The organism is uncultured Bacteroides sp. (assembly GCF_958445495.1).
GTDB lineage: Bacteria > Bacteroidota > Bacteroidia > Bacteroidales > Bacteroidaceae > Bacteroides.
The window spans coordinates 22257-29121 of record NZ_CAUCSQ010000048.1; the positions used below are offsets into that span (position 1 = coordinate 22257).

The following is a 6865-nucleotide window of genomic DNA, read 5'->3' on the forward strand; positions in this document are numbered from 1 at the left end:
ACGTGTACGTTTATTATTTACCGGCATTTGCCCGGTCCAACTCAAACCATAGCTGATTTAGACGGCCATGCCAAACTTCGGAATTATATGTGTACCTTTGCTTGATAGTAGACTTTGTACTTTCTTCTTCATCCTCGTCATCCGCTACTTCTTCATCGAAGCTTGCTTCGCCTTGACTGAATAGAATCCATATATACTGGTTGGCTGTATCCAGTACCATCGAGTAGTTCTTCCTGCCTCTGAATTCGGGGACAGCCTGGGAACCGGTCGTCCTGTTTCCGTCAGTCCAGTCTTTGCGCGGGAAAGCGAATTTGGAATTTGCTTTTTCCCAGGCGAAACCTTGACTCTTAGAAACGTATATCGACTTGAATTCTTCTCCGAATACATATATCAACTCATTATAATATATGATGGACGGACGGGTGAAATGCGGGCAATGCGCGATTGAAGTCGTTGCTGAGACTTTAACCCATTTACTTCCGTCGTATCCCCATACCAGAGTCGTTGCTGTTCCGTCGTCCAGAGTTGTCTCATCCTTGGTATCCCCTACCAGTAAAACGGAATTGACGCCTGTAGAGGATTTGTACATTGTATAAGAGATGTTACCGATTGGAAATTCTTCCGGAACTTCTCCTTCGCTTTCGTTTTGGTTGCTGTCCGATGTCTTTCCCGTCTCGTTGTTGACCGGAGAGTCAGACAGAGCATAGAAACGGCGTTTCCCGTCTTTGTCTTCCTTAATATAACTTATTTTGCTGTTTGTTTCATTTACGTCAATCTTTTCATTTGTGAATGTGGCGAGCAATAGTTTGACTCCTTCCTCTTCTTTGAACATTTCAGATTCTTTCCACTCGATACCGTCTGAAGATTCATAGACCTTGTCGTCTACCGAAGTAGCGTATAACCGGGGAGAATCGTCGTTCCTGGATTTAAATGTTAGGATGGAAGTGGGAAGCTTGCCTGCCGGTAGCCCTTTTACTTCTTTTGACTCCCAACTCATTGGGTCGGTGGATAAAGGACTGCTCTGATATACCTTTAAAACCGTTTCGTCAATTACCGTATAGGTAAGGATGCTGTTGTTGAAGACAACGGATTTTTGTTCGGATTGTATCTTATCTCCCATTTTTCCCGCATATTCCCATTTCAACGAGTCCGGGTCATATTTATGTTTCCGGATGGAAATCCGGTAATCTTTGGTTTTTTCCCAATTCTGGGACCAGACTTTAATCTTTAAGTATTTATTATTTTCGTCGTTGGCATTGATATAAGGGGTCAGGTCGATAGAATCATTGATGTTGATTATTGAATCTTGGTCATCTTTATTTTTCATGGTTACGATACCGGATGCCGTAGTCAGTGTTTTAATCAGAATTTTGTCAACTATCGTATCGGCATGCACGGGAAGGGAGTCTTCATTATAAATGAGTCCTCTGAGTTGGTCTATCGTAAACTTATAAGTGATTCCGTAGCCTATAGTGTCAAGCTCGAACGCATGGATGGTCGTATCAGGACTGTATTCGATGTTGTTATCATCGTCAAGGCATGACGTTATAACTAATGACACCATGAAGAAACTCGCAATGAATGATAAAAACTTTATTCTCATTTGAAAGATTGTGTTTATTTACAAGTTGCAAAAATAGAAACATTTTTTCCGATAATGAACATTACAGGTAAGTTTTATATAAAATTATAGATAATAACACTGTTTTTATCGACGTAAAATCCCCTGAATAGAACTATTTTAGCTATATCCGATGAACATAATGCCAAAATTGTCTTTCGAAGTGTTCTTCTATCGAGTAACTAAAATTATCGTTCATTTGGGGTGCTTGAACACCGGAATGTAGTCTGCTGGGGCACTTCTCGATATACGCCTCATCCCATAGCTCGTCATTAATGAACGATTGCAGCAATTGGCTGCCTCCTTCTACCAGTAAGGATTGTATTTTCCGTTGATACAGTACTTCCATAATCTGCTCCAGTGGGTTATGATTGAAGTCGATGGAGATATATGTGATGTTGGTTCTTGCTGGCTGTTTCTTTTCAGTAAAAACTAATGTTGGTACATTCCCATCGAATATTTGTAAATCATTCGGAAGAGATAATGTGCGGTCTAATACGACACGTATTGGATTATGTCCATACCAGTTGCGTACCGTTAGCGACGGATTATCCAATAAAGCTGTTCGCCTGCCTACCATAATAGCATCGGCCTCCGCTCTTTTTTTATGTACTAGCATTGAAGTGAGAGGAGAGGAGAGTATCAAAGGCATTCCACTTGTACGTTCTATATCAATAAACCGATCGGCTGACTCTGCCCATTTTAATGTAATATAAGGCCGATGAAGTGTATTGAAAGTAATAAAACGACGAATCAGTGATTGACATTCTTCCTCTAATATGCCGACTGTAACTTCTCGTCCGGCATCCCGTAGTTTTTGAATCCCCCGTCCGGCTACTTCAGAAAAGGGGTCCTGGCATCCGATAACAATGCGTGGAATCTGTTTCTCTATAATCAGATCCGCACAAGGAGGTGTTTTCCCGTAGTGGGAGCAAGGTTCCAGACTGACATAAATCGTAGAATGTTTCAATAAAGACTCATCTTTGACAGAACGGATTGCATTGACTTCCGCATGTGCCTCTCCGCAGCGAATGTGATAACCTTCGCCAATAATACGTCCGTGACATACGATAACAGCCCCTACCATCGGGTTGGGAGACACATTGCATAACCCGTTCTTTGCAAGCTCAATGCAACGCCTCATGTATTTTTCTTCTTCCATTTTGGTGCTCTTCGCCATATTATTCTTACTTTTGCACTCCGAAATTGTGAAAATATGAATCGTATCACCGCTTACATTCGCCAGTCTTTGCAGGAAATCTATCCACCGGAGGAGGTAAAAGCCCTTTCGATGCTGATTTGTTGCGACATGTTAGGCTTAGATGCGCTCGATATTTACATGGGCAAAGATATAATTTTATCCGAATGCAAACAGCGTGAATTAGAAAACATTATATTCCGTTTGCAGAAAAATGAGCCGATACAGTACGTTCGCGGTTTTGCGGAGTTTTGCGGGAGGAGGTTTAAAGTCGCTCCCGGAGTATTGATTCCGCGTCCGGAAACAGCGGAATTGGTGGATTTGATAGTGAAGGAGAATCCGGGCGCTTCCCGTTTGTTGGATATCGGTACGGGAAGCGGGTGTATTGCGATTTCTTTGGATAAAAGTCTTCCGGATGCGGAAGTGGAAGCCTGGGATGTATCGGAAGAGGCGTTGGCTATTGCCCGCAAGAATAATGGCGAACTGAATGCCCGGGTTGTGTTCCGCCGGCAGGATGTGATGGCCGACGGTTTCGACAAGTCTTCCCGTTACGATGTCATTGTCAGTAATCCTCCTTATGTGACGGAGGCGGAAAAACAGGGGATGGAAGCGAATGTGCTTGACTGGGAACCGGGGATTGCCTTGTTTGTCCCTGACGACGATCCTTTGCGGTTTTATCGTCGGATTGCCGGTCTGGGGAATGATTTGCTTCTGCCGGGCGGCAGGCTTTATTTCGAAATAAACCAGGCTTATGGCCGGGAAACGGCGCACATGCTCGAAATGAACCAATATTGTAATGTGCGTGTTATTAAAGACATATTTGGAAAAGATAGAATAGTTACAGCTAACCGATGAGTGCACAATTAACTGATGAAGAGGCTTTAAATCGCGTAGCCTCTTACTGCTCCACTGCCGAGCATTGCCGGGCAGAAATAAATGAGAAGTTACAACGTTGGGGAATTGCCTATGATACCATTGCGCGTATTCTTGACCGACTGGAATCAGAGAAGTTCATTGATGATGAACGTTTCTGCAGAGCTTTTGTGAATGACAAGTTCCGCTTTGCCAAGTGGGGGAAAATGAAAATAGCCCAGGGGCTTTACATGAAGAAGATCCCTTCTGATGTGGCATGGCGTTATCTGAATGAAATTGATGAAGAAGAATACCTTTCTATTCTGCGTGACCTGCTGGCTTCCAAGCGGAAAAGTATCCATGCGGCAGACGATTATGAATTGAATGGAAAGCTGATGCGATTTGCCATGAGTCGTGGATTTGAACTGAAAGATATTAAGCGTTGTATCGACATTCCCGATGAAGAGGAACAAATTGACTGAAAAAATAAACGGATTCTTCTTTTTATTCTCGTTCAATTTCTGTACTTTTGCGGCAAATAATTAATAGTTAGTTTAGTTATGAAAAACTTAGAGAGACTATTTGCGGAGAAACTGCTGAAGATTAAGGCTATTAAACTTCAGCCTGCCAACCCTTTTACATGGGCTTCTGGATGGAAATCCCCCTTTTACTGCGATAACCGTAAAACTCTATCCTATCCTTCTCTTCGTAATTTTGTGAAGATTGAAATTACACGTCTGATATTGGAACGATTCGGACAGGTGGATGCGATTGCCGGCGTAGCTACAGGCGCTATCCCACAGGGAGCTTTGGTTGCTGACGCATTGAATTTGCCGTTCGTGTATGTTCGTTCTACCCCGAAAGATCATGGATTGGAAAACCTGATTGAAGGAGAACTTCGTCCGGGAATGAAAGTGGTAGTGGTGGAAGATTTGATTTCTACCGGTGGCAGCAGCTTGAAAGCGGTAGAGGCGATTCGTCGTGACGGTTGCGACGTGATAGGTATGGTTGCGGCTTATACTTACGGTTTCCCCATTGCGGAAGAGGCGTTCAAAACCGCTAAAGTGCCTTTGGTGACGTTGACTAATTATGAAGCGGTATTGGATGTGGCGCTTCGTACGGGTTATATTGAAGAGGAAGACATACAGACATTGAACGAATGGCGTAAGGACCCTGCACATTGGGATGCCGGAAAATAAGATTTTATTTTTGAATCAGATATTTGGAAAAAAGAACCGTTCGGACAGAAATTGTTCGAGTTGTTCTTTTTTATTTTATACTAATAGAAGTTATGGTAAATTTTGAGAGTAGTGTCAAGGTAATACCTTATAGTCAGGAACGTGTGTATAACAAACTTTCCGATTTGAGTAATCTGGAGGCAATCAAAGACCGTTTGCCGCAGGATAAGGTGGAGGACCTGAGTTTTGACTCGGATACGTTGAGTTTTAAAGTCGCTCCTGTCGGGCGGTTGACGTTGCGGATTGTAGAGCGTGACCCCTGTAAATGTATTAAACTGGCGACTACCGATTCACCCCTTCCTTTTAATATGTGGATTCAATTGGTGAAAATCACGGAAGAGGAGTGCAAGGTGAAGGTGACTATCGGAATAGAGGTCAATCCGTTTATGAAAGCGATGATACAGAAACCGCTTCAGGAAGGATTGGAAAAAATGGTCGAAATGCTGGCTGTCGTTAATTATTAATTTTGATTTTATGGCACAGAAACTTTGGGAGAAATCCGTACAGGTAAACAAGGATATCGAACGCTTCACTGTAGGGCGTGACCGTGAAATGGACCTTTATCTGGCTAAACATGACGTGCTTGGTTCCATGGCTCATATCACGATGCTTGAAAGTATCGGTTTGTTGGCAAAGGAAGAGTTGGAACAACTGTTGGCCGAGTTGAAAAATATATATGTTTCAGCGGAAAAAGGGGAATTTGTAATTGAAGACGGAGTGGAGGATGTACATTCCCAGGTGGAATTGATGTTAACCCGCCGTTTAGGTGATGTAGGGAAAAAAATTCACAGCGGGCGTTCGCGGAACGACCAAGTCCTGTTAGATTTGAAACTCTTTACCCGTACGCAGATTAAGGAAATCGCCGAGTCGGTGGAGCAGCTTTTCCATGTGCTGATTAGCCAGAGCGAACGGTACAAGAATGTTTTGATGCCGGGATATACACATTTGCAGATTGCCATGCCCTCTTCTTTTGGACTATGGTTTGGGGCGTATGCCGAGAGCCTGGTGGATGATATGCAATTTTTGCAGGCAGCCTTTAAAATGTGTAATCGCAATCCGTTAGGTTCCGCTGCCGGATACGGCTCTTCTTTCCCTTTGGACAGGACGATGACGACCCGTTTGCTTGGCTTTGATTCGATGAATTATAATGTGGTATATGCGCAGATGGGGCGTGGCAAGATGGAACGTAATGTGGCTTTTGCCTTAGCGACAATTGCCGGTACGATATCGAAGCTAGCTTTTGACGCCTGTATGTTCAACAGCCAGAATTTCGGTTTTGTCAAGTTGCCGGATGACTGTACTACGGGGTCCAGTATAATGCCGCATAAGAAGAATCCTGACGTATTTGAACTGACACGTGCCAAATGTAATAAATTACAGGCGCTTCCTCAACAGATTATGATGATTGCGAATAATCTCCCTTCCGGTTATTTCCGTGATTTGCAGATAATAAAGGAAGTTTTTATTCCTGCTTTTCAGGAATTGAAAGATTGTTTGCAGATGACAACCTATATCATGAATGAAATTAAAGTAAACGAGCATATTCTCGATGATGACAAATATTCGCTGATATTTAGTGTGGAAGAGGTCAATCGTCTGGCCCGTGAAGGCATGCCTTTCCGTGATGCTTATAAGAAAGTGGGATTGGACATTGAAGCAGGAAAATTCTCTCATAGTAAAGAGGTGCATCATACTCACGAAGGCAGTATCGGTAACTTGTGCAATGCTGAGATAACGTCGTTGATGCAACAGGTTGTCGAAGGGTTCAATTTCTGTGGAATAGAGAACGCAGAAAAAGCGCTTCTCGGTCGGTAAATAATTTTTCGAAGGATAGTTTTTAAAACTTTCCTTCGAAAAGATTTGGCAGAAACAAGTAAACTGTTTATCTTTGCACCCGTTGAAAAAATGCGGAAATAGCTCAGTTGGTAGAGCATAACCTTGCCAAGGTTAGGGTCG

The 6865-nt window shown here is 43.0% G+C and carries 7 protein-coding genes; 5 read left to right on the plus strand and 2 right to left on the minus strand.

Annotated features, from left to right (window positions below; all coding sequences use genetic code 11):
* Positions 1-13 precede the first annotated feature (13 nt).
* A complete protein-coding gene (locus Q5076_RS14425) occupies positions 14-1603 on the minus strand; it encodes a DUF6242 domain-containing protein (protein ID WP_303014300.1) in 1590 nt (529 codons plus the stop codon).
* 142 nt (positions 1604-1745) lie between these two features.
* A complete protein-coding gene (gene ribD, locus Q5076_RS14430) occupies positions 1746-2801 on the minus strand; it encodes a bifunctional diaminohydroxyphosphoribosylaminopyrimidine deaminase/5-amino-6-(5-phosphoribosylamino)uracil reductase RibD (RefSeq protein WP_004324596.1) in 1056 nt (351 codons plus the stop codon).
* Between the two features lie 36 nt (positions 2802-2837).
* Here ribD and prmC point away from each other — a divergent pair, with 36 nt between their 5' ends.
* From prmC to argH, 5 genes are all read left to right on the plus strand, one after another.
* Complete coding sequence (gene prmC / locus Q5076_RS14435; protein ID WP_303014301.1) at positions 2838-3674, plus strand: peptide chain release factor N(5)-glutamine methyltransferase; 837 nt, start codon at positions 2838-2840, stop codon at positions 3672-3674.
* On the plus strand, positions 3671-4153 hold the full coding sequence (locus Q5076_RS14440; protein WP_004299786.1) for a regulatory protein RecX: 483 nt from the start codon (positions 3671-3673) through the stop codon (positions 4151-4153). The genes prmC and Q5076_RS14440 overlap by 4 nt, the downstream gene beginning before the upstream one ends.
* A gap of 78 nt (positions 4154-4231) precedes the next feature.
* Entirely contained in the window at positions 4232-4870 is a 639-nt protein-coding gene (gene pyrE / locus Q5076_RS14445) for an orotate phosphoribosyltransferase (protein WP_303014302.1), read from the plus strand.
* 92 nt (positions 4871-4962) lie between these two features.
* Entirely contained in the window at positions 4963-5373 is a 411-nt protein-coding gene (locus tag Q5076_RS14450) for an SRPBCC family protein (protein WP_303014303.1), read from the plus strand.
* A 10-nt stretch (positions 5374-5383) separates the two neighbouring features.
* On the plus strand, positions 5384-6724 hold the full coding sequence (argH, locus tag Q5076_RS14455; RefSeq protein ID WP_303014304.1) for an argininosuccinate lyase: 1341 nt from the start codon (positions 5384-5386) through the stop codon (positions 6722-6724).
* Positions 6725-6865: the final 141 nt, after the last annotated feature.